Genomic DNA, 25,426 nt, shown 5'->3' with positions numbered 1-25,426 from the left:
CCTGGTTCGTCCGCCGTGCCCGACTGCGCCGGACCTGACCGCCATGCACCGGCCGAGCTGGAGGAGATCACCCGTGCGCCTGTCTGACCTGCGCGGACGTACCGTCGCCGTCTGGGGGGCCGGCCGGGAGGGCCGGGCCGCGGTGACCGCGATCGCCGCGCACGGCCCGGCCGGCCTGGTCGTCGTCGACGACAGCGCCAACTTCCTCACCCTGCCCTGGGAGGGCCCGCTCGCGGAGGCTGCACCCCTGGTCACCGGCGAGGAGGGCTTCTCCCGGCTGGCCGCCGCCGACGTGGTGGTGCGCTCGCCGGGGGTGCCGAACACCCACCCGTGGATGGTCGAGCTGCGCCGGCGCGGCGTGACCGTCACCCAGGGCAGCGCGCTCTGGATGGCCGACCACGCCGACCGGACGGTCGGGGTCACCGGCAGCAAGGGCAAGAGCACCACGTCCAGCCTGATCAGCCACCTGCTGACCGCGATGGACCGGCCCAACGTCTTCGGCGGCAACATCGGTGTGCCGCTGCTCGACCTGCCCGAGGCCGAGCTGTACGTGCTGGAGCTCTCCAGCTACCAGTGCAGCGACCTGGCCGACTCGCCGCGGGTCGCGGTGGTAACCGCGCTCTTTCCCGAGCACCTCGACGCGCACGGCGGCGAGCGGGAGTACTACCGGGACAAGCTGAATCTGCTCGCGCACGGACCGCGGACCGTGGTGGTCAACGGCGCCGACCTCCGGCTGGCACTGGAGTTGGGCGACCGGGCGGCCGTGCGGGCGGGCCTGCCGGACGCCACCCACGTGGCCTCCGGCCCGGATGGCGCGCCGTGGTTCCACCTGCGCGACCAGCCGCTCTTCCCGCGCGCCGTGCTGCCTCTGGTCGGGCGGCACAACGAGGGCAACCTCTGCGTGGCGCTCGCCGTGCTCGACGCGCTCGGCGTCGACCTGGTCGCCCGCAAGGACACCCTCGCGGTCGCGGTCGCGGAGTTCCAGGGGCTGGCCCACCGGCTCACCGAGCTCGCCGACCCGTCCGGCCTCACCTTCGTCGACGACACCCTGGCCACCAGCCCGTACGCGGCCATGCACGCGATCGACGCGTACGAGGGACGGCCGCTGACGGTGATCGTCGGAGGCGCCGACCGGGGTCTGGACTACACCCCGCTCCGCGAACACCTGGCCGAACGGGCGGTCACCGTGATCGGCATCCCGGACAGCGGCCCCCGCATCGTCGAGGCGCTCGCCGGCCTGCCGGCCGTCCGTACCGAACTGTCCGACGACCTGGTCGCCGCGGTCGGGCTGGCCCGCAAGCTCACGCCGGCCGGCGGGGTGGTGCTGCTCTCCCCGGCCGCGCCGAGCTACGGCCGGTTCCGCAACTTCGAACATCGTTCGGAGGTCTTCGCCCAGGCCGTCCGGGAGACCGCACCGGCCTGAACCGGAACGCCGGCGCCGGTTCGCTCGGCGGCTCCGCGCCGTCACTGGCGGTGACCTGGCCGGCGGGCGAGCCCCCCATCCTCGCTCGCTTTGCGCGCCGAGCAGGGTGTCCGGCGGACTGCGCCGCTGACCGTGGGTGAGCAGAGCCGACACGGCTGCCGGGCTTACGTTGCGTGTCAGCTGGCAGGGCCGGCAGGGGCGGAGATCGAGGCGTGCAGGGCGCGCATCGCGCGGATCGCCGAGCGGATCTCCTGCAGGTAGCGGCCCGGGGTGAGGGTCGGTTCGGGCACCCGCGCCAGGGCCACCAGCGTGGGATCCACGCCCACCGTCTCGATCCCGCAGCCGTAGGGCACGGCCAGGGTGCGCAGCGCGTCGCAGTGCTGGAACGGCACGTAGATCGGCGCGGTCACCACCAGCACCGGGTCGCCCGGGGAGAGCCGCACGTGCTCCGCCCAGAACCGCTGGGTGTCCGCGGTGTGCGCCCGACGCCGGTCGGGCTCGCTCGACGGAGCGGCGAGCACGCGTACCGGCGGCAGCCCGGCAGGCCGGTAGGTGCGCGACGACCAGGAGTGGTGCGGATGCCCGGCGTCGTGACCGTCCTCGTCGGACGGGGCGGCCAGCCCGAACGCGAGCCGGACCGCCGCGTCCAGCACCTCCACCTCGGTGTCGCAGTCCGCGATGCCCGCCGCGGTCAGGACCGCCCGTTCCACCTCGGACAACGGCCGGAAGCTGCCGAGCAGGGCGACCTCCCCGGTCACCCTCGGGCCGGTGCGCACCAGGTGGGCGGCGTAGGAGACCCGCCGTACGCAGGCGTGCGCCAACCCGCCGAGCACCACCAGGTGGGCGTACCCGGGGAGCGCCGGCGGCACCGCACGGACCAGGCCGAGCGCGGCGGCCGCGTCCTGCACCAGCCGGACGGTCTCCGGATCGAAGGCCGGCTCCCGGGCGTCCGGACGTTCCCGCCCACTCCGGTAGTCCCAGTGCCGGGCGGAGAATTCGTCCAACTCGGCCAGCACCTCGCCGAGGCCCCCGACGGGCCAGGCGCCGCCGAAGCGGTAGACCAGGGTGCGCAGCGGCGCGGAGCCGACCCACCCTCCGATCTGGTCGGCCAGGACGGTGCCGGGGACGCGGGGACGGCCGGTGGGCAGCGACACGTCGGGCACGACCGGATCGTAACGGCCGACCCCGGCCGGGCCGCCTCGGAATGCGTCGAACGCGTCTCTGACGCTGTGTCAGGCGGCGGGGGTGGTCGCGCTACAGCTTGACAGTTGTCCATGTCGCTGCCCAATGGGAGCGTGCGGTGACCGCGAACCGCCGGCGCTGAAGGGTGCGACGATGACCACCGACGATCTCCTGGCCCGGCACCGGGCCGTGCTCCCGTCCTGGATGCCGCTCTACTACGACGAGCCGATCGAGCTGGTTTCCGGCTCCGGTCGCCGGGTGACCGACGCCCAGGGGCGGACGTACCTGGACTTCTTCGGTGGCGTGCTGACCAACATGATCGGCTACGACATTCCGGAGATCCGGGAGGCGGTCGAGCGCCAGCTGGCTACCGGCATCGTGCACAGCTCCACCCTCTACCTGATCAGGCAGCAGGTCGAGCTGGCCGAGAAGATCGCCCAGGTCTCCGGCATCCCGGACGCCCGGGTCTTCTTCACCAACTCGGGCACCGAGGCGAACGAGGCCGCGCTGCTGGTCGCCACCAACTACCGCCGCTCGCACCAGATCCTCGCGGTGCGCAACAGCTACCACGGCCGGTCGTACGCGGCGATGGGTGTCACCGGCAACCGGGGCTGGTCGGCCAGCGCGCTCAACCCGCTCCAGGTGGCCTGGCTGCACTCCGGCGAGCGGCTGCGCGGCCTGCTCTCCCGGCTCAGCGCCGACGCTCAGATCGACGCGGCGGTGGAGGACCTGCGCGAGGTGCTCGCCACCCAGACCGCCGGCGACGTGGCCTGCCTGATCGCCGAGCCGATCCAGGGCGTCGGCGGCTTCGTGCACGCCCCGGACGGCCTCTTCGCCGCCTGGAAGAAGGTGCTCGACGAGTCCGGCATCCTGTTCCTCTCCGACGAGGTGCAGACCGGTTGGGGGCGTACCGGCGAGCACTTCTGGGGCTACCAGGCGCACGGCGTCACGCCGGACCTGCTCACCTTCGCCAAGGGCATCGGCAACGGCTTCGCGCTGGCCGGCGTGGTCGGCCGCGCCGACGTGCTGGAGTCGGTGCCGGCGATCAGCTTCTCCACCTTCGGCGGCAACCCGATCTCCACCGCCGCCGGGAACGCCGTCCTCGACTACCTGCTCGACCACGACCTGCAGGCCAACGCGGCCCGCACCGGCGCGATCCTCGCCGACGGCCTGCGCGCCGCGGTGGGCGGCCTCGACTGCGTCGCCGAGGTACGCGGCAAGGGGCTGATGCTCGGCATCGAGTTCGTCCGTCCGGGCACGAACGAGCCGGATCCGGCGTTGACCGTCCGGGTCTTCGAGGCGTGCCGGGCCGGTGGCCTGCTCGCCGGCAAGGGCGGCCTCTACGGCAACGTGCTGCGGATGGGCCCACCGCTCACCCTCACCGAGGACGAGGCCCGGGAGGGGCTGTCCATCCTGGTCGACGCGATCCGCTCGGCGGCGGAGGTGGTGGCGTGACCACCATTGGGCACTTCATCGACGGCAAGCGGCTGAGCGGCACCTCGGACCGCCGCGCCGACGTCTTCGACCCGGCCACCGGCCGGCGTAGCGCAGAGGTGGAGCTGGCCTCGGCCGCGGACGTCGCGGGCGCGGTGGAGGCCGCCGGGCGGGCCGCGCGGGCCTGGCGGGACGCCTCCCTCGCGAAGCGGACGGCGGTGCTCTTCGCCTTCCGCGAGCTGGTCAACGCCCGGCGGGACCGGCTCGCCGAGGTGATCACCGCCGAGCACGGCAAGGTGCTCGCCGACGCCGCCGGCGAGGTGCAGCGCGGCCTGGAGGTGATCGAGTACGCCTGTGGCATCCCCTCCGCCCTGCGCGGCGGGTTCAGCGAGAACGTCTCCACCGAGGTCGACTCGTACAGCCTGCGGCAGCCGGTCGGGGTGGTGGCGGTGATCTCGCCGTTCAACTTCCCGGTGATGGTGCCGCTGTGGTTCGTGCCGATCGCGATCGCCTGCGGCAACGCGGTGGTGCTCAAGCCGTCCGAGAAGGACCCGAGCGCGGCGCTGCTGCTGGCCGAGTGGTTCGCCGAGGCCGGCCTGCCGGACGGGGTGCTCAACGTGGTCAACGGCGACAAGGAGGCGGTCGACGCCCTGCTCGACCATCCGGGCGTGAAGGCGGTCTCGTTCGTCGGCTCCACCCCGGTCGCCCGGTACGTGCACCAGCGCGGGTCGATGGCCGGCAAGCGGGTGCAGGCGCTCGGCGGCGCCAAGAACCACATGGTGGTGCTGCCCGACGCGGACCTGGACCTGGCCGCCGACGCGGCGGTCAACGCCGGGTTCGGCTCGGCGGGAGAGCGCTGCATGGCGATCTCCGTGCTGGTGGCGGTGGAGCCGGTCGCCGACGCCCTGGTCGCGAAGATCGCCGAGCGGATGGCCCGGCTGCGCACCGGCGACGGCCGGCGCGGCTGCGACATGGGCCCGCTGGTCACCGCGGCGCACGCGGAGAAGGTCCGGTCCTACGTGGAGTCCGGGATCGCGGCGGGCGCGGTGCCGGTGGTGGACGGCCGGGACGTCACGCCGGACGGCGAGGCGGACGGGTTCTGGCTCGGCCCGACCCTCTTCGACCACGTCACCCCGCAGATGTCGATCTACACCGACGAGATCTTCGGACCGGTGCTCAGCGTGGTCCGGGTCGGCTCGTACGACGAGGCGGTCGACCTGGTCAACGCCAACCCGTACGGCAACGGCACGGCGATCTTCACCAACGACGGCGGCGCCGCCCGGCGCTACCAGCACGAGGTGGAGGTGGGCATGGTCGGGATCAACGTGCCGATCCCGGTGCCGATGGCGTACTACTCCTTCGGCGGCTGGAAGGCGTCGCTCTTCGGCGACCTGCACGCGCACGGCGCCGACGGGGTCGCCTTCTTCACCCGGGGCAAGGTGGTCACCAGCCGCTGGCTCGACCCGCGCCACGGCGGGGTCAACCTCGGCTTCCCCACCCAGACCTGAGCAGCCGCAGCGCCCCCGCCCCGGCCAGGTAGGCCACCAGCGCCGGGGCGGGGAACCCCAGCGGCTCCGGCGCCGTCTTGGGGGTCAGGCTGTTCAGCAGCAGCGCGGCGACCACCCCCGCGTACCCGGCGGCGGCGAGCGCGGTGCGCGGCCAACCGCGGGCGGCGATGTCGCCGTGCCGATGGGAACGGGCCTCGATCGGGCCGAGGACGGCGACCAGGGCGGCAAGCACCACGGCCAGCGCCAGCAGCCAGGGCAGCCGCCACGCCCACCAGGCCGCCGAGCCGACCTGCGGGGTGGGCAGCACGCCGAGGGCGTCCAGCAGGCCGACCAGCAGCACGGCGGCGCTCAGGTGCCAGAGGAAGACGGTCAGCACCACGGAGTTCACCGCGATCACCGCCTGCCACGGGCCGGACCGGCGCAGCCAGCGCCGGGCCGGGTCCTGCAGCAGCAGGATCAGCCCGAGCTGCGCGGTGGCGACGGAGAGCAGCGCCAGGCTCGGCGGCGCGGCGTTGTCCAGCCGTTCGCCCGGCACGTTGAGCATCGCCACCGGGTACGGCCCGACGATGGTCAGCAGCACCAGCGCGACCAGGCCGGCGGCCAGCAGGACCACGCCGGCTCGCCTCGAGGTGGGCAACCGCCGGCGCCGCGGGGTGTCCGGGGAGCGGGCGTCGTACCAGGCGAAGCCGAGCTGGTGTACGGCGAGCCAACCGAACAGGTAGTTCGCCGTGGCCAGGCCGGCCGGGCCGAGGATCCGTCCCAGGTCGCCGAGCGCGACCAGCCCGACCAGTACCACCGGCACGACCAGCCCGAAGCGGCGGTGCAGCGCGTACATGACCGGGGTGAGGGGGACGACGACCAGGTAGGCGACGAGGAACCAGAGCGGGATGGTGGCGAACCAGACCACCGTGCGGATCTCGCTGGGGTCGGCGCCGCGCAGACGGGCGACGGCCGCGCCGAGCGCCAGCACCACCACCAGCGCGGTAGTGGGCCGGACCAGCCGGGCGCTGCGGTCGATCAGCCAGCCCGTGGCGTCGCCGCCCCGCGACCGGCGGGACGTCAGCGAGGCGGCGTTGGCATACCCACCGACCAGGAAGAAGACCGGCATCACCTGGGCCACCCAGGTCAGCGGCCAGGCCCACGGCAGGTCCCCCAGGGCCGAATGGCCGGTCGGCCTGCCGTTCCGGTCGTACCCGATGACGGTGACTGCCCAGTGCCCGAGAACCACCATGGTGATGGCCAGGGCGCGGAGCAGGTCGACGTAGCGATCCCGCCCGGCCGGCGTGCGCTCGGCGAGCTGCCGCAGGCGGCGCATGGGGAAAGGCTATGCCAGCCGACTGTGTTCCGTGGTCATAACGGTTCGGTTGTCGGGTCTTGTGATCCGCGCCCCACTGTCGTAGAAATTCTTCAGCAAGATTACGTGAACTGAAGACGAGCGACACTCCCGTGCCTCGACGCCGCGGCCGCCGTCCCCCATTCCCCGGCGGACCGCCCGTACCCGAACCGAGGAGAAGTGATGAACAGGCGTGAGATCCTGCGGCGCACCGCCGCCGCCGGCCTGCTGGCCACCCCCGCTGCCGGCCTGCTCGCCGGCTGTGCCACCTCCGGCGGCGACGACAAGAGCGACGGCGGCGCCTACAAGGGCACCAAGAGCGAGCAGAACCCGCTCGGCGTCAAGGAGGACGCCCCGCTCGAGGTGGTGATCTTCAACGGCGGCTTCGGCGAGGAGTACGCCAAGTCCCACGAGGCCATGTACAAGGAGAAGTACCCCAAGGCCGAGATCAAGCACTCCGCGACGCAGGAGATCAACAAGACCCTGCAGCCGCGCTTCGTCGACGGCACCCCGCCGGACGTGGTGAACAACTCCGGCGCCGGCCAGATCGACTTCAACGGTCTGGTCTCCCAGAACGCCGTCGCCGACCTGGGTGAACTGCTCGCCGCACCGAGCCTCGACCAGCCGGGCAAGACGGTCAAGGACACGCTGCTGCCCGGCGCGGTCGAGGTCGGCTCGTACGACGGCAAGTTCCTGGTGCTCAACTACACCTACACCGCCTACGGCATCTGGCACTCCACCAAGCTCTTCGCGGAGCGGGGCTGGGAGTACGCCAAGACGTGGGACGAGCACATCGCCCTGTGCAAGAAGATCAAGGCGGCCGGGATCGCGCCGTGGACGTACCAGGGCAAGCACCCCCGTTACATGAGCTGGCCGATGATCGCCACGGCCATCAAGTTCGGCGGGCCGTCCGTCGCCACCGCCATCGACAACCTCGAGCCCAACGCGTGGAAGTCCGACGCGATGAAGACCGCGGTGGAGGCGTGGCACCAGATCGTCAAGGACGGCTTCATCCTCGCCGGCTCGCCGGGCCTCGACCACGTCCAGGCGCAGACCGCGTGGTGCCAGGGCAAGGCCGCCTTCGTCTCCTGCGGCTCCTGGCTGGAGAGCGAGCAGAAGAAGGTGACGCCTGCGGGCTTCAACATGACGATCCAGCCGACGCCCAGCCTCGGCAGCAGCGACAAGCTGCCGTTCGAGGCGATCCGCGGCACGGCCGGGGAGCCGTTCATCGTGCCGGCCAAGGCGAAGAACCTCGCCGGCGGCCTGGAGTACTTCCGGGTCATGCTGTCGAAGAAGGGCGCCCAGGACTTCACGAAGAAGGTCTCCAGCCTGACCGTGGTGGCCGGCTCGACCGAGGGCATCGAACTGCCGTTCGGCCTCAGCACCGTGGTCAAGGCGCTGGACGCGTCCGGCAGCAACGGCTTCAACTGGGTCTACAACAACTACTACCGCAAGCTGGAGCGCGAGCTCGTCGACGCGGCGTGCGGCGAGTTCTTCAGCGGCCGGATCGGCCCCGCCGAGTTCCTGGACCAGTGCCAGAAGGGCGCCGACTCGATCGCCCAGGACACCTCGATCAAGAAGTACAAGCGGGCCGCGTAACGTCCGGTGGGTGGGGACGGGTTCCGTCCCCACCCGTACGCCGCTGGGGAGAAGGTCCTTCTCGTGAGACATGGCAAGTACCCGCTGATCGTCACGTTCCTGGTACCGCCGCTGCTGCTGTACGGCATCTTCGTGGTCTCGCCGTACCTGCAGGCCTTCCAGATCTCGACCACCGACTGGCTCGGGTACTCGGCGGAGTTCAACCCGGTCGGCCTGGCCAACTTCGAGAGGCTGCTGGACGACGAGCGGGTGTGGAACGCGCTCAAGAACAATGCGGTGCTGCTCGCCGTGGTGCCCGTGCTGACCATCGGGTTGGGTCTCTTCTTCGCCACCATGCTCAACATGGGTGGTCGCAAGGGCCGGGCCGGGGTGAGCGGCGTACGCGGCACCTCCATCTACCGGATGGTCTACTTCTTCCCGCAGGTGCTCTCGGTGGTCATCATCGCCCTGCTCTGGAAGGAGGTCTACCACCCCAACAGCGGCCTGCTCAACGGCGCCCTCCGCGCCGTCGGCCTGCCCGCACCGACCTGGCTCGGCGAACCTCGGACGGCCTTCTGGTGCGTGCTGGCGGTGATGGTCTGGAGCAACGTGGGCTTCTACGTGGTGCTCTTCGGCGCGGCCATGTCGGCCATCCCGCGCGACATCTACGAGGCGGTGATGCTCGACGGGGCATCGCGGTGGACCATGCTGCGCCGGGTCACCATCCCGCTGCTCTGGGACACCGTGCAGGTCGCCTGGATCTACCTGGCGATCGCGGCGCTGGACGGGTTCATCCTGATCCAGCAGATGACCAACGGCGGCCCCAACTTCTCCTCCGACGTCATCGGGCTGCGGATGTACGAGACGGCGTTCGGCAGCGAGAACAGGTTCGGGTACGCCTCGGCGATCGGCGTGGTGCTGTTCTTCCTGACCCTGTCGGTGGCGGTGCTGGCCCTGCGGGCCGCCCGGCGTGATCGGATCGAGTACTCGTGACCATTCTCGACAAGACCGCGACGCCGGACGGCGCAGCCGAGGGGGACCGGCGGGAACCGCAGGACCGGAAGCTTCGCCGCGAACTCGGTGTCGCCAACGTCTTCTCGCACGGGTTCCTGCTGTTCTGGGGCGCGCTGACCGTGCTGCCGCTGCTCTGGATGTTCGTCAGCTCCTTCAAGAGCGACGGGGAGATCCTGTCGGACCCGTGGGGGCTGCCGGGTGCGCTGCGGTTCGAGAACTGGGCGCGGGCCTGGACCGAGGCGCAGATCGGCCGGTACTTCCTGAACAGCACGATCGTGGTGGCCGGGTCGCTCACCCTGACCATGCTGATGGGCGCCGCGGCGGCGTACGTCTTCGCCCGGTACGAGTTCCGGGGCCGGCAGTTCGTGTACTACCTCTTCGTCGGCGGGATGATGTTCCCCGTCTTCCTGGCCCTCGTGCCGCTCTTCTTCGTGGTGCGCAACGCCGGCCTCTTCGGCACCTGGACCGGGCTGATCCTGGTGTACGCGGCCTACTCGCTGCCGTTCACGGTCTTCTTCATGACCGCCTTCTTCCGGACCCTGCCGACCACGGTCGCGGAGGCGGCGCTGATCGATGGCTGCGGTCACTTCCGGCTCTTCTTCCGGGTGATGCTGCCGATGGCCAGACCGGGTCTGATCAGCGTCGCCATCTTCAATTTCCTCAGCCAGTGGAACCAGTTCATCCTGCCGCAGGTGCTGATGCAGGGCGACGACTCCAAGTGGGTGCTGGCGCAGGGGCTGGCCGCGCTGGCGGTCAGCCAGGGCTACCAGGGCGACTACAGCGGTCTCTTCGCGGGTCTGACCATCGCCACGCTGCCGGTGCTCGCCGTGTACATCGCCTTCCAACGTCAGATCCAGTCCGGCCTGACCGCCGGCCAGCTCAAATGAGGTCTCGCCCACACGGGACGGGGCAGCGGCATCCGCTGGTGCTCCTCTATGGTGGGCCGGCACATTAACCGAATTGACGGGGATCACATGTTTCTTCTCTACACGCTCCTGCTGATGCTGGGCGGCATCGCGATGATCGTCATCGGCCTCGCCATCCGCGAGCAGGGCACCGGCTCCCGCATCCTCAACGTCGTCGTCGGCCTCGCCTTCTTCGCGTACGGGTTCTACCTGATGTTCCTGTTCGAGGGCGGCGAATATCGAATCTTCTTCTACGCCTTCATCCTGCCGATCCTGCTGATCGTGCGCGCCGTGAAGGCGCGGAAGGAGGCCAAGGAGGAGGCCGCCGCGCACCAGTTCGCCGCCCAGAGCCAGCCCGGCCAGCCCGGCCAGTCCGGCCCGCAGGGCCACGACTACCCGGCCGGCCACGGCCAGTCCGCCGAGGGTTGGCCGGCTCCGCAGGGCCAGTACGGCCAGCCGGCCCCCCAGGCTCCCTACGGCCAGGCGCCGCAGGCTCCCTACGGCCAGGCCCCGCAGGCTCAGTACGGGCAGACCCCGCAGGCTCAGTACGGGCAGGCCCAGTATGGCCAGGACCCGCAGGCTCAGTACGGGCAGGCCCAGTATGGCCAGGACCCGCAGGCTCAGTCGGGCCACCCGGGGCAGCCCGGCTACCCGGCCCCGCAGGGCCAGTACGGTCAGCCGGGCTATCCGACCAACTGACCGCGTTTCCGCAGCCAGGGCCGGTCGGCCGCGGGTCGGCCGGCCCTCGCTCCGCTTGACTGGTAGGAAGTCTCCTACCTATTGTGGCCGGCATGACCGTGACCCATGTGCAGCTCGTCTCCGTACCCGTCAGCGACCAGGACCGCGCCCGTGACTTCTACGTCGACGTGCTCGGCTTCGACCTGGTGTGGGACAACCCGATGGGCCCGGGCGGGCGCTGGGTGCAGGTCGCCCCGAAGGGGGCGGCGACCGCGCTGACCCTGGTCACCTGGTTCCCGACCATGCCGCCGGGCTCGCTCAAGGGCCTGGTGCTGGAGACCGACGACCTCGACCGCGACGTGGCCGCGCTGCGGGACCGGGGAGTGGTGTTCGCCGACGGTGGCATCCAGGTTGCGCCCTGGGGCCGGTACGTCACCTTCGACGACCCGGACGGCAACGGCCTCGTGCTCCAGGCGACCCGTGTCTGAGGGTGACGTCTTCGCCGCGCTCGCCAACCCGACCCGGCGCGAGCTGCTCCGGCTGCTGCTCGAGCGGGGTGAGCAGCCGGTGCAGCGCCTCGCCGACCACTTCGACATGCGCCGGCCCAGCCTTTCCGAGCACCTGAAGGTGCTCAAGGACGCGGGCCTGGTGGTGGAGCAGCCGGCCGGCCGGCAGCGGCTCTACTCGCTGCGGGCCGAGCCGCTGCGGCAGGTGGCCGACTGGCTCAGCCCGTACGAGCGGTTCTGGCGGGCCCGCCTCGCCGACCTGCGCGAGGTGCTGGATGCGATGCCCGATGAGTGAGCCGACCACGATTGCCGTCGACCAGTTCCTGGCCCATCCGCCGATCAAGGTATGGCGGGCGCTGACCGATTCTGATCTGCTGGCCCGCTGGCTGATGTCGAACGACTTCACGCCGGTCCAGGGCCACCGGTTCACCTTCCGCACCGACCCGCGTCCGGGACAGGGATTCGACGGCGTGGTCCACTGCGAGGTACTGGAGATCGACCCGCCGCGCCGGCTGCGCTGGGCCTGGCGCGGCGGCCGGTTGGACACCGTGGTGACCTGGACTCTCGCGCCGGAGGGGCGGGGCACCCGGCTCTTCCTCGAGCACAGCGGCTTCGACCCGGACGACCCGGTTCAGCGCCGGACGTTCACCCTGCTCGACGGTGGCTGGCGCTCGCACGTCTGGCGCCGTCTGGAAGGCATCCTGGCCGCCGCGGCTGGCTGATTCACGGCGTGGCTTCGGCCACGCCCGCCGCGGGCATCAGCCACGGGGACGGCGAGTCTCCCGCGTTCGCTGTGTAGCTGCCCCGTCGGTGCGACCACCGGCGGCGGGCGGAAGCCTGACAGCCGAATCTCTGCCCGTGAGCACCGCGACACGGACGGCGGCACTGGCCTGGCCGGCTCTTCCCAGCGGAAGATCTGGTGGCTTTCCCGGCGTTCCCACCCGTGCACAGCCGACGGGCGCACGGGCGGGGCAGCTCCAAAGGCGTCCGCCAGTGTCTTGCCCGGCGAGGAAAGGCCGTGCGGGTCAGCGGGTCGGGGGGACCAGCCGGGCGTGCAGCGCCGCGGGATCGGTGACCTCGGGCAGGTCGCGGGCGGCGAGCCAGGCCGCCGCGGCGGCGCCGTCCCCGGCCGTGTGCAGCGGGGCGTCCGGCCAGCGCCGGGTCAGCTGGGCGCGGACCGCGTCGGCGAGCGGGGTGTCCCCGGTGAGCAGCCCGCCGCCCAGCACGACGGGGTCGCTCGCGCCGGCCGGCCGGATCCGGCTCACGCTCTCGGCGAGCAGCGCGGCGGCCTCGGCGATCAGGTCGACTCCGGTCGGCTCGCCCTCGTGGGCCGCCGCGACCACCAGCGGGGCGAGTCGGGCCAGCTCCACCGGCGGGCGGCGGGTCACCGCCTGCACCACCGCCTCCGCGGTGGTGCGGGGCCGGGCGGCCACCTCCGGCGAGCCGGTCAGCTCGGTGAGGACCCGGGCGGCCAGGCCGCCCGGGGGACGGGCCCGGTCCAGGTCGGCGAGGAGCCGCCGGACCGCCTCCCGGCCCAGCCAGAAGCCCGAGCCGGCGTCGCCGAGGAGCCAGCCGTGCCCGTCGGCGGTGCGGTCCTGCCGCAGGTCGCGAACCTGGGCGGCGATCGCGCCGGTGCCGGCGATCAGCACCGTGCCGTCCGGGGCTGAGGTGCCCGAGGCGTACGCGACGAGGGCGTCGCCGTGCACTGTGTACGGGCAGCGCAGCCCGGCGTCGTGCCAGGCCCGGTCGAAGGCCTCCCGTCCGCGCGGGTCGGCGAGCAGCCGGCCGGCCCCGGCCAGCCCGATGGTGCCGGCCCGGACCCGGGCCGGGTCCACGCCGGCGAGCGCGGCGCGCAGCGCGGCCAGCAGTTCGGCGGCGGCCCGCTCGGCGCCGTGGCTGGTCGGATTGCCGCCAGCGGCCCGGCCGGTACCGAGCCGCTCACCCTCCAGGCTCAGGGCGGCGGCCCGAGTGGACGTACCTCCGACGTCGAGACCGACCACGACGGTGCCGGACATCCGTTGGGCCTCCCTGGGGTCTCGCGCTGCGGCTTCATGCTGGTCGGCCGCGCTCCGCGAGGCAAGATCCGCGCCGGCGCGGAGCTGTGCGCCAGGTAACAGTTTGAAAACTTCGCCCACGGCCTTGACACGGAGGGCCCTTCAGTAAGAACTTTTACCACTAACAGTTAACACTCTTTTCGGAAAGGCCTTCGATGGTCGATCACGAGGTGGACACCGCCGCGGGGACCGCGGTGGTCGACCCCGACGCGGTCGACCGGCGAGGCGGCGTGGCCGTCTCTTCCGACGGGGTGCTGGCCCGAGTCCGGGCCGGGGCGGGGGAGCTGACGGGGGCGTTGCGCCGGGTCGCCGAGCATGTGCTCAGCGACCCGGAGGCGGCGGCCCGGGCCACCATCGTGGAGTTGGCCGAGCGCAGCGGCACCTCGCCGGCGACCATCACCCGGTTCTGCCGGGCGATGGGCTTCGAGGGCTACGCCGACCTGCGACTCGGCATCGCCGCGGAGACCGGCCGGGCCCGGTCGGCCGGCTGGACCGTCGACATCGGACGGGAGATCCAACCGAGCGACCCGTTGACCCGGGTGCTCGACCAGATCATGGCCGCCGACACCCGGGCCATGCACGACACCGCCGCGCTGCTCGACCTCGCCGAGGTGGAACGGGCCGCGGTCGCCATCGCCGGGGCGAGCCGGGTGAACATCTTCGGCGCCAGCGGCAGCGCGCTGGTCGGCGAGGAGATGCAGTTCAGCCTGCACCGGATCGGGGTGGCCGCCTGGGCCTGGAGCGACGTGCACGAGGGGCTGGCCAGCGCGGCGCTGCTGGGCGCCGGGGACGTGGCGCTGGGCATCTCGCACAGCGGGCAGACCCGGGAGACCATCGAGATGCTCGCGGAGGCCGACAGTCGGGGCGCGACCACGATCGCGCTGACCGGCTTCCCCCGCTCGCCGCTGGCCGAGCTGGCCGACATCGTGCTGCTCACCGCCAGCCAAGCCACCACCTTCCGGCCGGACGCGCTCTCCGCCCGGCACCCCCAGCTGGTCGTGCTCGATCTGCTCTATGTCGCGGTGGCCCAGCGCACCCACGACCGCGCCCACGCGGCCTTCCGGCGTACCGCCCAGGCCGTTGACGGACACAAGGCCGCGAAGGGGGCCACCTCATGATTACCGCCCCGCGGTGCGCCGCCCCGGTCCGGCTCGATGGAGTGGTCGAGCCGGACAACGGCGCGCCGTACGGCGACGCACTGCTGCCGCTCGAGGGCGGCGGCGCGGTCTGTGCGGTCTCCTCGGTCAACGCCGCGCTGCTCGCGCGGCTGCTGACCGCCGAGGTCGTACGACGGTTCCACCAGGCCGGGGAGGTACCCCCTAGCTACCTCTCCGCCAACGTCCCCGGTGGGGACGAGCACCACCTCGCCCTCGAGTCGCGGTACGCCGGGCGCCTCCGGCGGGCCGCCTGACCCGACACCACAAGGAGAGACAGAGATGTCGGTTACCCCCGAGAACCGCGGCGACCTCAGCCGCCGCACACTGCTGCAGCGCGCCGCCGCCGCCGGCCTGCTCGTCACCCCGGCCGCCGGTCTGCTCAGCGCCTGCGCGGGCAGCTCACCCGAGAAGTCGAACACCGGCGGCGGGACGAAGAGCAAGGACAACCCGTTCGGCGCCAAGGACGGCAGCGCCGTCAAGGTGGTCATCTTCAACGGTGGCCTGGGCGACCAGTGGGCCAAGGAAGACAAGGCCATCTTCAACAAGAAGCACCCGAACATCACGGTCAACATGAGCTCGACTCAGAAGATCAAGACCGAAGAGCAGCCGAAGATGGCCACCCAGCCGAGCGACCTGATCATGAACTCGGGCGCCGACTCGATGGACCGCGCCACGCTCGTCAACGAAGGCGCGATCGAGCCGCTCGACGATCTGCTCAAGGCACCCGCCTGGGACGGCGAGGGCACCGTCGAAGACTCGCTGCTGCCAGGCACGGTGAGCGACGGCACCCAGGACGGCAAGTTCTACGTGGTCAACGTGGCCTACACGGTCTGGGGCAACTGGTACGACGCGGCCCTGTTCCAGAAGGAGGGCTGGCAGCCGCCCGTGACCTGGGACGACTTCTTCGCCCTCGCCCCGAAGATCAAGGCGAAGGGCATGGCGCCGTACGTTCACGACGCGATTCACGGCTACTACCCGCGGTGGGCGCTGATGGCGAGCATCTGGAAGGCCGGGGGCAAGCAGGTGGTCATCGACATCGACAACCTCAAGGACAACGCCTGGAAGGCCGACGCCGTCCTCAAGGGGCTGGAGCCCTGGGAGAAGCTGGTCAAGGACAAGCTGCTCCTCGCGGGCAAGCTCGACCACACCCAGTCCCAGCAGGCGTGGCTGGACCACAAGGCCGCGTTCATCCAGGTCGGCACGTGGCTGAAGAACGAGATGGCCAAGACCATCCCGCCGGGCTTCGAGTTGACGCTGTCGGACTACTGGAGCAACACGGGGGACGCGGCGCCGAAGGACGTCTACGCGAGCTCCGGTGAGGGCTTCGTGGTGCCGAGCAAGGCCCCCAACAAGGAGGCCGCGAAGGAGGTCCTGCGGGCGATCCTGTCGAAGGAAGGCTCGGCCAAGTTCGCCGAGCTGACCAAGTCGCTGGCCTCCACGAAGGGCTCCGGCGACAATGTGCAGGACTCCGCCCTGGCGAGCGCGAACAGCGTCATGAAGAACGCCAGCGGTCTCATCTCGGTGCGGATCTGGGACTGGTACGCCGATCTGGAGAAGGAGGGCCAGAACCTGTCCGAGGAGTTCATGGCCGGCCGGCTCACCGCGCGGCAGTTCGTCGACAAGATGCAGGCGGCCGCCGACAAGGTCGCCAAGGACCCGAACGTCAAGAAGCAGACCCGGACGTCCTGACCAACCCCGGATCAGTTAGAGAAGTGAGTGACCATGCGGCACGGTGTTGCGCGTTTTGTCACGGGCTTCCTGGCCCTGCCGGTTGCGCTGTACCTCTTCTACGTGGTGTGGCCCTTCGTGCAGGCGGCGGGATACTCGTTGACCGACTGGGGTGGCTATTCGGACACCCAGAAGTTCGTCGGTCTTGATAACTACGTCCGACTGTTCAAGGACGAGCTGGTCAGGACGGCGTTCTGGCACAACGTCTTCTTCCTGGTCATGCTGCCGCTGGTCACGATCGCGCTGGCCCTGTTCCTCGCGTTCCTGCTCAACGTGGGTGGACGCGGGGGCAGGGCCGGCATCCGGGGCGTCTTCGGCTCCGGTCTGTACAAAGTGATCTTCTTCTTCCCGATCACCCTGTCGCTGGTGGTCATCGCGGTGATGTGGAAGGCGGTCTACCGCTCCGACGATCAGGGGCTGATCAACGGCGTACTCATGAAGGTCGGCCTGGTCGACCGGGACAACCCGATCGCGTTCGTCGTCGACCCGGAGCCGTTCCTCGGTGTTCCGGCGGTGCTGTGGTGGCTGCTGCTGATCGCGGTGTGGAGTGGCACCGGCTTCTACATGGTGCTCTTCTCCGCGGCCATGCAGTCGATCCCGAGGGATATCTACGAGGCTGCGCTGCTCGACGGCGCCAGCCGGGTGCATACGTTCTTCCGGGTCACGCTGCCACTGCTGCGCGACACCGTGTCGGTGGCGTGGGTCTACCTGGGGTTCATCGCGCTGGATATGTTTGCGCTGGTGTACGTCATGACCCCCGACCAGGGCGGCCCGAACCACACCAGCGAGATCTTCGCGTCGGTAATCCAATTCACTGCGTTCCGGAAGGGCCAGTTCGGCTATGCCTGCGCCATCGCCGTGGCGCTGGCGATCTTCACGATGCTCCTGGCCGCGGCGCAGTTGAGGATCACCCGTCGCGAGCGGATCGAGTTCTGAGGAGGCGGTGGCGATGAGCACGGTGACACAGCCGTCGGGCCCGGTGACCCGGCCCGACAAGACCCCGCCCGGGCGGGGGGCGCCGAGGACCGGCCGGCGCGGCGGTGGCCTGGCCGAGCGGTTCTTCAACGGCTTCTCGCACCTGTTCCTGCTGGTGTGGGCCGTCATGGTGGTCTACCCGCTGCTGTGGGTGGTGATGTCGTCCTTCAAGGACGACGCGCAGATTATCAAGGAGCCGCTGTCGCTGATCCCCGATGCGCTGCACTGGGACAACTTCGCGCGGGCCTGGGGCCAGGGCCACATCGGGGCGTTCTTCCTCAACACGGTGCTGATCCTCGCCGGCAGCGTGACGCTGACCATGCTGCTGGGCTCGATGGCCGCGTATGTGCTGGCCAGGTACGAGTTCCCCGGCAACCGGGCGATCTACTACATGTTCCTGTCCGGCCTCACGCTGCCGATCTATCTTGCGGCGGTGCCCCTCTTCAAGGGCGTCTACAACACCGGCACCGTCTTTCCCCTGCTTGGCCCGAACAAGCACGTCATGCTGATTTTGGTGTACGTTGCCTGGTCGCTGTCGTTCACGGTCTTCTTCATGCACTCGTTCTTCCGGACGCTGCCGACCACGGTTGCCGAGGCGGCGATGGTCGACGGCGCCTCGCACACGATGACCTTCTTCAGGGTCATGCTGCCGATGTCCAAGCCCGGCCTGATCAGCATCGGCATCTTCAACGTGCTCGGCCAGTGGAACCAGTGGTACCTGCCGACCCTGCTCATGCAGTCGGTGGGCGGCGAGCCGAAGAACCAGGTCATCTCCCAGGGGCTGATCGAACTCTCGGTCAACCAGGGGTACAGGTCCGACTGGTCCGGCCTCTTCGCCGGCGTGACCATGGCGATGCTCCCCGTGCTCATCGTCTACATCGTCTTCCAGCGCCAGGTCCAGTCCGGCCTCACCGCCGGCGTCGGCAAGTAACCCGGCCCCGGCGGTGGGTGGCTCGGGACCGGGCGCGTGGGGGCGCGCCTCCATGACCGGGGTGCGGGGCTGCCAGCTGTTGCCGGCCGAGTAGGCGCTGATGCATTTCGGTGGACTTCAGTGATAGAGTGACCGACGCCGGGCGGACGATAACCAAGTTCGCCCTGCAAGCAGGACTCCTGCGGCGGCAGGTTAAATGCGCCACCTTGATCGGTACCGGGAGTGCCTCGGGAACCGGACCCCTCGGGTCGAACGGACGCGGAGACGGTGTAAGTCCAGCACGTTCGCTGGCGATGGTCGCTGAAGCGTCAACCTCGCACCGCGCAAGCGGCTAAGACGAGGAGCGTCCGGGGGTAACGCCGGACTGTGAGTGGATGAGCTTACTCATGCTCACTCGCTCGCAACGGTGAGTGTCGGAGGCGCGGGGCAGAATCGCGTTCGTGCTGGTGGCAGTGGTGTCCGACGAGCGGGGCGGGGGAGTGCTGCAACCCCTCGACCCCGCCGGCCGGCCCACGGCGCCGGCCGAGCCGGTGGCCGACCTCGCCACCGCGGTGGCCGCGCGGGAGGCCGCCGAGCACCCGCGTTGGGTGTGGGCGTCCGGAGCGGCGGTCTACCCCGCGCTGCTGCGCGCCGGCGTCCGGCTCGAGCGCTGTCACGACGTGGAGCTGACCGAGGCGCTGCTGCTCGGGTACGCCGGCCGCTGGGGCGAGCCCCGCTCGCTCGCCGCGGCCTGGGCCCGGCTGACCGGCGCGCCGGTCCCGCCAGACCCGGCGCCCCGCCCGCCGGAGCCACCCGGCCACGGGCAGGGCGCGCTCTTCGACGCGCCGTCCGGCCCGCCGGGCCCGGGCGTCGAGGCCCTCACCCGGGTGTACGCAGACCAGCTCGCCCGGATCGCCGCGACCGAGCACCCCGGGCGGTTCCGGCTGCTGGTCGCGGCCGAGTCGGCCGGCGCGCTGATCTCCGCGGAGATGGGGGCGGCCGGCCTGCCCTGGCGGGCCGAGGTGCACGACGCCATCCTGGCCGAGCTGCTCGGCGAGGCCTCCCCGGTCGGTGGTCCGCCCCGCCGGCTGGCCGAGCTGGCCGCCCGGATCGCCGGGGCGTTCGGCGTACGACAGCTGCACGCCGACTCTCCGGCGGAGCTGCTGAAGGCGTTCGCCCGGGCCGGGGTGGAGCTGCCGAACACCCGGGCCTGGGTGCTGCGCGGGGTGGAGCATCCCGCCGTGCCGCTGGTCCTGGAGTACAAGGAGCTCTACCGGATCTGGACGGCGCACGGCTGGACCTGGCGGGACGCCTGGGTCTCCGGCGGCCGGTTCCACCCGGAGTACGTACCCGGCGGCGTGGTCTCCGGGCGGTGGGCCACCCGGGGTGGCGGGGCGCTGCAGATCCCGAAGGTGATCCGGCGGGCGGTGGTGGCCGACCCGGGCTGGAGGTTCGTGGTCGCCGACGCCGGTCAGCTGGAGCCCCGGGTGCTCGCTGCGGTCTCCGGGGACGCCCGGCTCGCCGCGGCCGGTGGTGCCGGCGACCTCTACGCCGCCCTCGCCCGGGACGCCTTCGGCGGTGACCGGGCCCGGGCCAAGGTCGCGCTGCTCGGTGCGATGTACGGGCAGACCGGCGGGGCGGCGGTGCCCGCGCTGGCCGTGCTGCGGCACAGCTATCCCACCGCCTTCGGCTACGTCGAGGCGGCGGCCCGCACCGGCGAGGCGGGTGGGCTGGTCCGGTCCTGGCTGGGGCGCACCTGCCCGCCCGGTTCGGCGGGCTTCTCGGACGGCGAGGAGGCCGCCGTCGACCCGGAGGCCGTGGCGGATCCGCATGGGCCGAGCGCCCGCGCCGCCCGCTCCCGGGGCCGGTTCACCCGCAACTTCGTCATCCAGGCGACCGCCGCCGAGTGGGCGTCCACCCTGCTGGCCACGCTGCGTACGGCGTTGGCCGGCACCGATGCCGAGCTGGTCTTCTTCCAGCACGACGAGGTGATCGTGCACTGCCCGGTCGACCAGGCGGACGCGGTGGCCGAGGCCGTCGCCGCCGCGGGCCGCCGGGCGACCGCGCTGCTCTTCGGCGACACCCCGGTTCGCTTCCCGCTGGATCTGTCGATCGTCGACTGCTACGCCGACGCCGCGTAACGGTCGGGCAACAAAGCGGTATACCGACCAATTTTCCCTTTTTGCCCCGCCACCCCGCCCCTGGGGCGGTCGTTGGGACCGTTGTGCGTACGACGGGGCGGGCCGGGTGCGGGGGTCCGTCCCCTTGGTTGAGGGGGCGTAGCTGAACCGGATCGCAGGAATGATCATCGCAGCGGGCGGAGGGCGCCGGATCGGTGGACCCGAGGCCCTGCTGCATCAGGGGGAGCGGCCCCTGGTGAGCCGGATGATCGACACGATGACCGAGGCGGGCTGCGAGCAGGTCGTGGTCGTGCTTGGCGCGGCGGCCGACCAGGTCCGCGAGACCACGGACCTGACCGGGGCCACGGTGGTGGTCAACCGGGCGTGGGGGACCGGGGTCGGCTCCTCGATCCGTGCCGGGCTGGCGGCGCTGACCGACGAGGGGATCGAGGCGGTCGTCGTGGTGCCGGTGGACATGCCGGGGCTGACCGCGGCGGCCGTCCGGCGGGTGAGCGCGCTGCCGTACCCGGATGTGCTGGTCTGCGCGACCTACGACGGGCTGCGCGGCTACCCGATGCTCTTCGGCCGCCGGCACTGGGCCGGCATCGCGACCCTGGCCAACGCCGACGTCGGCGCGCGGCCCTACCTGCTGGCGCACAAGGACCAGATCGTCGACATCTCCTGCGACTCGGTGGCCGACGGCAGCCGGATCGACAGCCCGGAGCTCATGGCGCTCTACGGACTCACCGTCCCCCCACAGCGCGTCGGCGTCTAGGGCTCCGCCTCGCGGTGCCCCGCCCGGCTCCCGCGCGCGCTGGTTGCCGACGAACCCGCCCGCGCGGCCCCGGTCCCACGCCGGTTCGCCACCCTGCCGATGATGGCTGCGCGGTCGGCCGGGCACCCGTCCTCCCGCCGGCCTCGGGAACCCGTCGACGCGCTTTGCTCTGCTGCAGCCGCGGCAACACCGGCAGCCGGTGTCAATCCAGGTCGAACAGGGCGGCGCCGTTGTGCCAGCACACCGCCCGCAGCCAGTCGTCGCCGAGGTCGAGTTGGGCCAGGCCGGCGAGCTGCTCGGCGTACGGGTAGGGGATGTTCGGGAAGTCGCTGCCGAGCAGCACCTTGCCGGCCAGCCCCAGCTCGCGCAGCCGGGGCAGCTCCTCGTCCGGGAACGGCATGAACCGGTCGAAGAAGGAGGTGAACGCCATGGTGGTGTCCAGCCGCACCCGCGGGTACGTCTCCGCCAGGCGGCGGAAGGCGGCGTAGTCCGGCGCACCCAGGTGCGCGACGATCGCGGTCAGCGTCGGATGCCGGGCGAGCAGCGCGGCGAACGGCTCGGGTCCGGTGTGCGCGGTGCCGACCGGGGCGTGCCCGGCGTGCACCACCACTGGGACGCCGGCGTCGGCCAGCAGCCCCCACACCCGGTCGAGCTCCGGGTCGGTCGGCAGGAACCCGCCCACCTGCACGTGCACCTTGAACACCCGGGCGCCGGCGGCCAGCGCCTCGGTGACGTACCGCTCGGCCTCCGGCTCCGGGTAGAAGGTCGCCGACGGCAGGCAGCCGGGCGTGGCCGCGGCGAAGTCCAGCGTCCACCGGTTCAGCGCGGCGGCCATGCCGGGCCGGTGCGGGTACGCCAGCGCGCTGAACGCCCGGACGCCGAGCCGGCGCAGGTGGGCGATCCGCTCGGTGTCACTCCACCGGTACCGGATCGGCCACTCGGTGCCGACCAGCGGGCCGGCCGCGTCGAAGTACGCCCACACCTTGCGCAGCAGCCTGGGCGGCAGGAAGTGCACGTGCACGTCGGCGAGTCCGGGCAGCCCGAGCCGCTGCCAGAACGCCGGCACCTCGGCGTCATCGAGGGGCGGCCGTCGGACGGCGTCGGAGACATCCAGAAAGCTGGTCACGCCTCGATATTGAACCGGTGCAGCACCGACGGCGCGACCAGCCCCACCGCGGCCAGCACTGCGAGGACCGTCAGCGCGGCGCGCAGCACGATCACCTCCGCCTTGCTGCCGGTCCGCAGCGCGATGCCGTCGGGCAGTCCGACCATGGTCCACATCCGCCGCTTGATCGGGATCGGCCAGAGGATCGGCACCCCGGCCCGGGTGATCATGTCGCCGAGGATGTGCACGAAGCAGCCCACCCCGACCGCCAGGCCGATCATCGGATAGCCCCGGTCGCCGGGCAGGTTGGCGAAGGTGAACCAGGCGGCGGCCGCCGACACCAGGGTCACGATCAACCAGCCGGCCCGTTCCGCCCACTCGTCGAACAGCCCGCGCAGCGCGAGCCCGATCATGAAGAACAGGATGCTGACCACGGCCCACTTGCCGTACGCGGCGCAGAGCGCCGTGGTGCCCCAGCCGACCAGCACGGTGAACGGGATGGTGTGGGTCAGGGTGCGGTGGCCGTTGCTGCGGCGCGGGTCCTTGCTGAGCTTGGTGGCGTAGTAGACGCCGAGCGAGATCTTCTCCATCACCTCGGCGATGAAGAGGCTGAACACGCCGAAGGTCCGGGCCACCGTCGCCCCGCCCTGGTTGCGGGTCACCTTGCCGGAGAGGTCCAGGTCGGGGAAGAGGGCCCCACCGGCGCAGACGGCCGTCCCCACCGCGAGCGCCAGCGGCGTCTGGTGGTAGTCGGCGAAGTGGTCCAGCGCCCAGGCGCCGGTCAGCCACACCGCCGCGCCGGACAGCGCGTGGGACGGTCCCATCATCTCGGCTCGCCCTCCCCAGAGATCTTGATCGGCAAAACTACGCCACTGTAGTTTGCGTCGCCGTCGAGGGGGATCACCCGGACGGTCCACTGGGGAGGGGAGTCGGGGGCGGGGCCGGAAGCTCAGCAGGCGGCGCCGCGTCGCGGCGAACCCGTGGGGCGGCAGGATCCCGGCGACGAGGCACATACCGAAGCCAACACCACTCGTAGGACAATTCCCGACTGGCGATCACCGGCAGACGTTGGTGAGCACCCCGTCAGCGCGTCCGCCGGACGCGCAGGAACTCGGCGACCGACCACGCCTGGAACGGGCAGCCGGTCGCGGCGTGCGGCGGGTCGCCGTCGGCCGTCTCGCTCACCGAGCCGAGCCCGTACTCCCCCAGATGCCCCTCAAGTCCGACCAGCAGGTCATCCACCGGCAGCTTCGCCCGGCGGTACGCGTCGACGAACGGGCCGATCAGCCAGGGCCAGACGGTGCCCTGGTGGTAGCCGCTGTCCCGCTCGGCCGGCCCGCCCCGGTGCCGCCCGACGAAGCCGGGGGAGTCGGGGGCGAGGCTGCGCGGGCCGAGCGGGGTGAACAGCCCCGTCGCGATCCGGCGCAGCGTCGCCGCATCCGGCTCCAGCGGGGCGTACGGCAGCGACCAGGCGAGGAGTTGATTGGGGCGGAGCAGGTCGTCGTCGTGACGCGCCGCACCGCCCAGCGGGTACGCCGGCGCGTCCACCACGTCGTGCAGCCAGCCCACCGGCGCCGGGAACCGCCTCCGGAACGAGGCGGCCGCCTGTGCGTGCAGCCCCCACAGCGCCGTGGCGTCCCGGCCGGTCAGCTCGGTCAGCTCGGCCAGACCCGCCAGCCCGTTCACCCAGAGCGCGTTGACCTCCACCGGCTTGCCGGCACGCGGGGTCACCGGCACCCCGTTCACCCGGGCGTCCATCCAGGTCAGCGCCATGCCCGGGAGGCCGCCCTGGGTGACCAGCCGGTCGGCCGGGTCGACGCCGATGCCGTACCGGGTGCCGGCCAGGTGTGCCTCGACCACCCCCTGCAGCAGGGGCAGCAGTTCGGCGCCCAGGTCGGTGTCGGCGGTGGCGGTGACGTGCCGGTTCACCGCGTGCAGGAACCACAGCGTCGCGTCGGCCGTGTTGTACTCCACCCGGCCGGTGTCGGCGGTGTTCGCCAGCATCCCCTCCGACAGCGTCGCCGCGTACGCCCGGAGCAGCTCGCGCCCCTCGTCGGCCCGGTTGGTGCAGAGGAAGAGCCCCTCGTAGGCGGTCATGGTGTCCCGCGACCAAACGCCGAACCAGGGGTAGCCGGCGACGACGTCCGGGCCGAAAGCGGTGCGGATCACGAACGCGTCGGCGGCCAGGGCGAGCGTCGCCTCCACCGCGTCGGTCGGCTTCGCCGCGGCCACCACCGCCCGGTTGCGCCGCCGGGCCGCCTCGACCAGCCCGGTCGCCGGGGGCGGCTCCTCGGCCAAGCCGTCCGCCCAGGCCAGCACCGACACGGTGTCGCCGGGCTTGTCCAGCGCCCCGGAGAAGCGCCCGGCGTACCAGAGGTCCTCCTCCGGGCTCAACCCGCGGGCCGCCTCCTCGCGGTGGCGTACGCCCAGCCACCACTGCCCCTCGGGCGTCCAGTCCGGCCCGGCCAGCCGGAACGCGCCCTCGACGATCGCCCCGCCGGCGACCGGCTCCATTCGGGGCGCCGGCCCGTCCGCCCGGCGCTCGCCGTGCGCGTCCCGCCAGGTGCAGACCGCGGCCAGGTCCAGCCGGACCGGGCCGCCGGAGACCAGCCGGTGCACGACGGCGACGCAGGATCGGCCGTACGCCATGGCCAGCTCCCGCTCGATCACCACGTCGCCGATCCGCCACCGCCAGCGGGGCACCCCGTCGACGAGGGCGAACTGCTCCAGCCGTTCGAAGCCGCGCGGGTCGACGATGCCGGAGGACCACTCGTGCGCGCCCAGCCGGACCCGGTCCCCGGAGGGGAGGGTGACCGCCGGGTCCAGGCTGACCAGCCCGACCCGGCGGGACGCCGGCGTGTCCCCGGCCACCACCAGCAGGCCGTGGTAGCGGCGGGTCCGCAGCCCGCTGACCGTGCCCATGGCGTAGCCGCCGCGGCCGTCCGGCACCAGCCACTCGCGGCTCGCCCCGCCGGCCAGCTCGCCGCAGACCTGCGGACCAGAACGAATGTCGATCAACTTTCCTCCACCGGCGGCGACGT

Annotated in this window: 22 protein-coding genes and 1 pseudogene; 17 read left to right on the top strand and 6 right to left on the bottom strand. The window is 71.8% G+C overall.

Annotated features, from left to right (window positions below; genetic code table 11):
- Nucleotides 1–73: 73 nt before the first annotated feature.
- Nucleotides 74–1,423, top strand: a complete 1,350-nt coding sequence (gene murD / locus GA0070624_RS28055; protein WP_091345857.1) for a UDP-N-acetylmuramoyl-L-alanine--D-glutamate ligase — start codon at nt 74–76, stop codon at nt 1,421–1,423.
- Between the two features lie 176 nt (nt 1,424–1,599).
- On the opposite strand, the gene GA0070624_RS28050 is transcribed toward murD, so the two are convergent.
- Nucleotides 1,600–2,586: a hypothetical protein gene (locus GA0070624_RS28050; protein ID WP_245719046.1), complete on the bottom strand. Its 987-nt coding sequence runs from the start codon at nt 2,584–2,586 to the stop codon at nt 1,600–1,602.
- A 172-nt stretch (nt 2,587–2,758) separates the two neighbouring features.
- Here GA0070624_RS28050 and GA0070624_RS28045 point away from each other — a divergent pair, with 172 nt between their 5' ends.
- Together GA0070624_RS28045 and GA0070624_RS28040 are read left to right on the top strand one after the other, a co-directional pair.
- Nucleotides 2,759–4,060, top strand: a complete 1,302-nt coding sequence (locus GA0070624_RS28045) for an aspartate aminotransferase family protein (RefSeq protein WP_091349961.1) — start codon at nt 2,759–2,761, stop codon at nt 4,058–4,060.
- Complete coding sequence (locus GA0070624_RS28040; protein WP_091345856.1) at nt 4,057–5,547, top strand: CoA-acylating methylmalonate-semialdehyde dehydrogenase; 1,491 nt, start codon at nt 4,057–4,059, stop codon at nt 5,545–5,547. Before GA0070624_RS28045 ends, GA0070624_RS28040 begins: the two co-directional genes overlap by 4 nt.
- Here the strand turns inward: GA0070624_RS28040 and GA0070624_RS28035 are convergent.
- Nucleotides 5,519–6,862, bottom strand: a complete 1,344-nt coding sequence (locus GA0070624_RS28035; protein ID WP_091345855.1) for an acyltransferase family protein — start codon at nt 6,860–6,862, stop codon at nt 5,519–5,521. The two genes, GA0070624_RS28040 and GA0070624_RS28035, sit on opposite strands and share 29 nt — an antisense overlap.
- A 201-nt stretch (nt 6,863–7,063) precedes the next feature.
- Between GA0070624_RS28035 and ngcE (GA0070624_RS28030) the strand changes: the two genes are divergently transcribed.
- The 7 genes from ngcE (GA0070624_RS28030) (at nt 7,064) to GA0070624_RS28000 (ending at nt 12,283) form a co-directional block, all read left to right on the top strand.
- Nucleotides 7,064–8,479, top strand: coding sequence for an N-acetylglucosamine/diacetylchitobiose ABC transporter substrate-binding protein (ngcE, locus tag GA0070624_RS28030; protein ID WP_091345854.1), 1,416 nt, complete (start codon nt 7,064–7,066; stop codon nt 8,477–8,479).
- 63 nt (nt 8,480–8,542) lie between these two features.
- Nucleotides 8,543–9,451 (top strand): carbohydrate ABC transporter permease, encoded by a 909-nt coding sequence (locus GA0070624_RS28025; RefSeq protein ID WP_091345853.1) that lies wholly within the window; start codon nt 8,543–8,545, stop codon nt 9,449–9,451.
- Nucleotides 9,448–10,359, top strand: coding sequence for a carbohydrate ABC transporter permease (locus GA0070624_RS28020; RefSeq protein WP_091345852.1), 912 nt, complete (start codon nt 9,448–9,450; stop codon nt 10,357–10,359). The genes GA0070624_RS28025 and GA0070624_RS28020 overlap by 4 nt, the downstream gene beginning before the upstream one ends.
- An 87-nt stretch (nt 10,360–10,446) precedes the next feature.
- The gene (locus tag GA0070624_RS28015) at nt 10,447–11,076 is read left to right on the top strand and encodes a hypothetical protein (RefSeq protein WP_091349959.1); all 630 of its coding nucleotides are present in this window, start codon (nt 10,447–10,449) and stop codon (nt 11,074–11,076) included.
- Nucleotides 11,077–11,168: 92 nt separating this feature from the next.
- A complete protein-coding gene (locus tag GA0070624_RS28010) occupies nt 11,169–11,543 on the top strand; it encodes a glyoxalase superfamily protein (protein WP_091345851.1) in 375 nt (124 codons plus the stop codon).
- On the top strand, nt 11,536–11,856 hold the full coding sequence (locus GA0070624_RS28005; protein ID WP_091345850.1) for an ArsR/SmtB family transcription factor: 321 nt from the start codon (nt 11,536–11,538) through the stop codon (nt 11,854–11,856). The genes GA0070624_RS28010 and GA0070624_RS28005 overlap by 8 nt, the downstream gene beginning before the upstream one ends.
- Nucleotides 11,849–12,283 carry an SRPBCC family protein gene (locus tag GA0070624_RS28000; RefSeq protein WP_091345849.1) on the top strand — a complete coding sequence of 145 codons (435 nt, stop codon included), beginning with the start codon at nt 11,849–11,851 and terminating at the stop codon, nt 12,281–12,283. The genes GA0070624_RS28005 and GA0070624_RS28000 overlap by 8 nt, the downstream gene beginning before the upstream one ends.
- 303 nt (nt 12,284–12,586) lie before the next feature.
- Here the strand turns inward: GA0070624_RS28000 and GA0070624_RS27995 are convergent, their stop codons facing one another.
- Complete coding sequence (locus GA0070624_RS27995; RefSeq protein WP_091345848.1) at nt 12,587–13,576, bottom strand: N-acetylglucosamine kinase; 990 nt, start codon at nt 13,574–13,576, stop codon at nt 12,587–12,589.
- A 194-nt stretch (nt 13,577–13,770) separates the two neighbouring features.
- Here GA0070624_RS27995 and GA0070624_RS27990 point away from each other — a divergent pair, with 194 nt between their 5' ends.
- The 7 genes and pseudogenes from GA0070624_RS27990 to GA0070624_RS27960 all read left to right on the top strand — a co-directional run bounded on the left by GA0070624_RS27990 (nt 13,771) and on the right by GA0070624_RS27960 (nt 21,280).
- Nucleotides 13,771–14,733 (top strand): MurR/RpiR family transcriptional regulator, encoded by a 963-nt coding sequence (locus GA0070624_RS27990; protein ID WP_091345847.1) that lies wholly within the window; start codon nt 13,771–13,773, stop codon nt 14,731–14,733.
- Nucleotides 14,712–15,026 (top strand): annotated as a pseudogene (locus GA0070624_RS27985) (sugar isomerase); the annotation flags it as partial. The gene GA0070624_RS27990 and the pseudogene GA0070624_RS27985, both read left to right, overlap by 22 nt.
- Nucleotides 15,027–15,051: 25 nt before the next feature.
- The gene (gene ngcE, locus GA0070624_RS27980) at nt 15,052–16,461 is read left to right on the top strand and encodes an N-acetylglucosamine/diacetylchitobiose ABC transporter substrate-binding protein (RefSeq protein WP_091345846.1); all 1,410 of its coding nucleotides are present in this window, start codon (nt 15,052–15,054) and stop codon (nt 16,459–16,461) included.
- 33 nt (nt 16,462–16,494) lie between these two features.
- Nucleotides 16,495–17,436 carry a carbohydrate ABC transporter permease gene (locus tag GA0070624_RS27975; RefSeq protein ID WP_091349957.1) on the top strand — a complete coding sequence of 314 codons (942 nt, stop codon included), beginning with the start codon at nt 16,495–16,497 and terminating at the stop codon, nt 17,434–17,436.
- A 13-nt stretch (nt 17,437–17,449) separates the two neighbouring features.
- Nucleotides 17,450–18,406, top strand: a complete 957-nt coding sequence (locus GA0070624_RS27970) for a carbohydrate ABC transporter permease (RefSeq protein ID WP_091345845.1) — start codon at nt 17,450–17,452, stop codon at nt 18,404–18,406.
- 410 nt (nt 18,407–18,816) lie between these two features.
- Nucleotides 18,817–20,526, top strand: a complete 1,710-nt coding sequence (locus GA0070624_RS27965) for a bifunctional 3'-5' exonuclease/DNA polymerase (protein WP_091345844.1) — start codon at nt 18,817–18,819, stop codon at nt 20,524–20,526.
- Between the two features lie 160 nt (nt 20,527–20,686).
- Nucleotides 20,687–21,280 carry a nucleotidyltransferase family protein gene (locus GA0070624_RS27960; protein WP_091345843.1) on the top strand — a complete coding sequence of 198 codons (594 nt, stop codon included), beginning with the start codon at nt 20,687–20,689 and terminating at the stop codon, nt 21,278–21,280.
- 202 nt (nt 21,281–21,482) lie between these two features.
- On the opposite strand, the gene GA0070624_RS27955 is transcribed toward GA0070624_RS27960, so the two are convergent.
- The 3 genes from GA0070624_RS27955 to GA0070624_RS27945 all read right to left on the bottom strand — a co-directional run bounded on the left by GA0070624_RS27955 (nt 21,483) and on the right by GA0070624_RS27945 (nt 25,403).
- Nucleotides 21,483–22,406: an amidohydrolase family protein gene (locus GA0070624_RS27955; RefSeq protein ID WP_245719045.1), complete on the bottom strand. Its 924-nt coding sequence runs from the start codon at nt 22,404–22,406 to the stop codon at nt 21,483–21,485.
- Nucleotides 22,403–23,212, bottom strand: coding sequence for a metal-dependent hydrolase (locus GA0070624_RS27950; protein WP_091345842.1), 810 nt, complete (start codon nt 23,210–23,212; stop codon nt 22,403–22,405). Before GA0070624_RS27950 ends, GA0070624_RS27955 begins: the two co-directional genes overlap by 4 nt.
- A gap of 256 nt (nt 23,213–23,468) precedes the next feature.
- On the bottom strand, nt 23,469–25,403 hold the full coding sequence (locus tag GA0070624_RS27945; protein WP_091345841.1) for an amylo-alpha-1,6-glucosidase: 1,935 nt from the start codon (nt 25,401–25,403) through the stop codon (nt 23,469–23,471).
- Nucleotides 25,404–25,426 lie beyond the last annotated feature (23 nt).

The sequence above is a fragment of the Micromonospora rhizosphaerae genome (assembly GCF_900091465.1).
GTDB lineage: Bacteria > Actinomycetota > Actinomycetes > Mycobacteriales > Micromonosporaceae > Micromonospora > Micromonospora rhizosphaerae.
The sequence above is the reverse complement of the archived record's forward strand: the minus strand, read 5'-3'. Positions and strand labels throughout refer to the sequence as shown.

Excerpts from the sequence above, each read along its gene's own strand:
- GA0070624_RS28045 (WP_091349961.1), top strand. The coding sequence starts at position 2,759 with ATGACCACCGACGATCTCCTGGCCCGGCACCGGGCCGTGCTCCCGTCC.
- GA0070624_RS28035 (WP_091345855.1), bottom strand. The coding sequence starts at position 6,862 with ATGCGCCGCCTGCGGCAGCTCGCCGAGCGCACGCCGGCCGGGCGGGAT.
- ngcE (WP_091345854.1), top strand. The coding sequence starts at position 7,064 with ATGAACAGGCGTGAGATCCTGCGGCGCACCGCCGCCGCCGGCCTGCTG.
- GA0070624_RS28015 (WP_091349959.1), top strand. The coding sequence starts at position 10,447 with ATGTTTCTTCTCTACACGCTCCTGCTGATGCTGGGCGGCATCGCGATG.
- GA0070624_RS28010 (WP_091345851.1), top strand. The coding sequence starts at position 11,169 with ATGACCGTGACCCATGTGCAGCTCGTCTCCGTACCCGTCAGCGACCAG.
- GA0070624_RS28000 (WP_091345849.1), top strand. The coding sequence starts at position 11,849 with ATGAGTGAGCCGACCACGATTGCCGTCGACCAGTTCCTGGCCCATCCG.
- GA0070624_RS27995 (WP_091345848.1), bottom strand. The coding sequence starts at position 13,576 with ATGTCCGGCACCGTCGTGGTCGGTCTCGACGTCGGAGGTACGTCCACT.
- GA0070624_RS27990 (WP_091345847.1), top strand. The coding sequence starts at position 13,771 with ATGGTCGATCACGAGGTGGACACCGCCGCGGGGACCGCGGTGGTCGAC.
- ngcE (WP_091345846.1), top strand. The coding sequence starts at position 15,052 with ATGTCGGTTACCCCCGAGAACCGCGGCGACCTCAGCCGCCGCACACTG.
- GA0070624_RS27975 (WP_091349957.1), top strand. The coding sequence starts at position 16,495 with ATGCGGCACGGTGTTGCGCGTTTTGTCACGGGCTTCCTGGCCCTGCCG.
- GA0070624_RS27970 (WP_091345845.1), top strand. The coding sequence starts at position 17,450 with ATGAGCACGGTGACACAGCCGTCGGGCCCGGTGACCCGGCCCGACAAG.
- GA0070624_RS27960 (WP_091345843.1), top strand. The coding sequence starts at position 20,687 with ATGATCATCGCAGCGGGCGGAGGGCGCCGGATCGGTGGACCCGAGGCC.
- GA0070624_RS27950 (WP_091345842.1), bottom strand. The coding sequence starts at position 23,212 with ATGATGGGACCGTCCCACGCGCTGTCCGGCGCGGCGGTGTGGCTGACC.